The organism is Methylosinus sp. Sm6, from assembly GCF_019802345.1.
Classification (GTDB): domain Bacteria; phylum Pseudomonadota; class Alphaproteobacteria; order Rhizobiales; family Beijerinckiaceae; genus Methylosinus.
The window spans coordinates 1-1,865 of record NZ_JAINDZ010000101.1; the positions used below are offsets into that span (position 1 = coordinate 1).

4 protein-coding genes and 1 tRNA gene are annotated in these 1,865 nt (G+C 67.0%); all 5 read right to left on the bottom strand.

Going from position 1 to position 1,865, the window contains the following annotated elements:
- Positions 1 to 316, bottom strand: a 316-nt coding sequence (locus K3F48_RS23590; RefSeq protein ID WP_222577879.1) for a DUF1834 family protein, incomplete at its 3' end; no start/stop codon positions are given.
- The gene (locus K3F48_RS23595) at positions 313 to 795 is read right to left on the bottom strand and encodes a phage virion morphogenesis protein (RefSeq protein WP_222577880.1); all 483 of its coding nucleotides are present in this window, start codon (positions 793 to 795) and stop codon (positions 313 to 315) included. The genes K3F48_RS23595 and K3F48_RS23590, both read right to left, overlap by 4 nt.
- Positions 795 to 1,241: a phage protein Gp36 family protein gene (locus K3F48_RS23600; protein WP_222577881.1), complete on the bottom strand. Its 447-nt coding sequence runs from the start codon at positions 1,239 to 1,241 to the stop codon at positions 795 to 797. Before K3F48_RS23600 ends, K3F48_RS23595 begins: the two co-directional genes overlap by 1 nt.
- 189 nt (positions 1,242 to 1,430) lie before the next feature.
- Positions 1,431 to 1,673 carry a hypothetical protein gene (locus K3F48_RS23605; RefSeq protein WP_222577882.1) on the bottom strand — a complete coding sequence of 81 codons (243 nt, stop codon included), beginning with the start codon at positions 1,671 to 1,673 and terminating at the stop codon, positions 1,431 to 1,433.
- Between the two features lie 88 nt (positions 1,674 to 1,761).
- Positions 1,762 to 1,828 (bottom strand) — tRNA-Val (locus K3F48_RS23610).
- Positions 1,829 to 1,865 lie beyond the last annotated feature (37 nt).

Below are 1,865 nucleotides of genomic sequence, written 5' to 3' on the forward strand. Positions count from 1 at the left end.
CCAGCGCCACCGCATTGGCGATCATCAGCGCCTGTGTGTCGCGGCCGATCTTTTCGCCGTCCGCCACCGCATCCCTGGTGATGACGACGGCGGCGAGATGCACGGGCAGGCGCAGCTGCCCGGTCGAATGGCGCGCGACCTGATCGAAGCCGAGCAGGGCGACGCGGATCGCCGGCGCCGATGTGGCGAACTTCTTCAGCTCCGCCTCGTCGAAGGCGCCGCCATGCGGCTCGATCGAGCGCACGCCCGGAATTTTCGCGCGCAGCGCGGCGACGACGGCGTCGCGCAAGACGGAAAGGTTCTGCGCGCCGCTCATTGCGTCACCATCGAGATGAAGCGCTCGGCAGTGCGGATCATCTGCTCCTCATTCGCTTTGGAGAGGCCGATGTAGGTGCGCGCGGGGATCGTCACGCGCTTGGCGAACACTTGCTTTCCGCCGACCATGAAGGTGAGAGCCTGACCGGCAACGGGCTTGATGACCGCGCCGAACTGATGCACGCGCGCGGCGATCCAGCCCGAGCCCCACCGAGTCTCTGTCTCGCCGGCGGCGTAGTCGATGCTGCGCCACAGATGTGTGCTGGTGACGAACAGCGCGCCGCGGCCCTCGATCGTCGGCTTCCATGCCTCGCCCGCAGGCGTCGTCTTCTCGACCTCGATGCGCCTGCGCGTCTGCTGTTGGCCGAGCCGCCCCAGGCCCTCCATCAGCTCGTGCTTCTCGAGCGCGCCGAGCCGATTGAGCCGCGTCAGCGCGGCCTGCAACCCGCTCACATCGAGCCGAAAGGAGACGCCGTCCATCACATCGTCCTCAGCCGGTTGCGCGTGAATGTGCGGTCATTGGCGGCGACGATCGCCTCGTTCGGGGACGGGATCGCCGGCGCCGGCGAGCCCGGCGGCGGGTTCTGCGGCACATCGGCGCGGCCGAGCGCGACATCGGAGAGGAATTTGCGCGCCGCCTCGACGGCCTCCTTGACGATGTCGTTGCGGGAGCCCGGCGTGTTGGAAAGCTCGCCCATGGCGAGGTCGCAGCAGAGATTGCGCAGCAGGATCACGCCGTCCGGCGCCGCGTCGATCGGCAGCGCATAGCGCTTGCCGAAATAGCCGTTCATCATCGCCTCGCCGGCGGCGAGCGCGGCGGCGATGCGCAGCGCGTCGCGCGCCTGTGTCGCATCGTCGAATGCGGCGAGGTCCACCTGCGCCGCGCCCCATTTGCGAATGAGATCATTCTCGGTTGCGTAGGACATGATGGTTCCTGAAAAGTGGACGCCGGCGGGGCTTCCTCACGGAACCCTGCCGACTTGCCGTTGCCGCTCGGCCCGCGGTCCTAGTCGCGCGCTAGGCTCGCCTACTCCGAACCCCGCCCGCGCCTAGCACTTCGGGTCCTGGCGTCGACGCGGATTTGCCCATGGTTCGTTTCGCTCGGCATCAGGGCGCTACTCGCGCGGCGGCCACACCCAGTAGCGATCGGGAGTGGCGGAAAAATCCTTGTTCTGGACGCTGCCTTCGTCACGGATTTCGCCGAACGGATAGAAGACTTTCAGGTTCGAATAGGCGTCATCGCCATCGCCGAACACTTGCGTGATGATGGCCGCATAGGGGCCGTCGCCGACGCCGTTCGACTGGACGCCGCGGTTCGATGTGTAGAAATGGACGATGCGTCCGACTGTCGGCGTCATGCTGCTCTCCGTGGTGGCAAGATGCCTCCAGCGGCGGGGTCTCGGGTTTGGACCCCGAGACCCCGCCTACGGGCTGGGGCGGTATGCTTGGTGCGGAGGTCGGACTCGAACCGACGTTCGGGATTGTGAGCCCCGACGGCTTGCCTGCCCTCCGCGATAAATCAGGCGCGACGGATGCTCAGATAGCTGTCC

Excerpts from the sequence above, each read along its gene's own strand:
- K3F48_RS23595 (WP_222577880.1), bottom strand. The coding sequence starts at position 795 with ATGGACGGCGTCTCCTTTCGGCTCGATGTGAGCGGGTTGCAGGCCGCG.
- K3F48_RS23600 (WP_222577881.1), bottom strand. The coding sequence starts at position 1,241 with ATGTCCTACGCAACCGAGAATGATCTCATTCGCAAATGGGGCGCGGCG.
- K3F48_RS23605 (WP_222577882.1), bottom strand. The coding sequence starts at position 1,673 with ATGACGCCGACAGTCGGACGCATCGTCCATTTCTACACATCGAACCGC.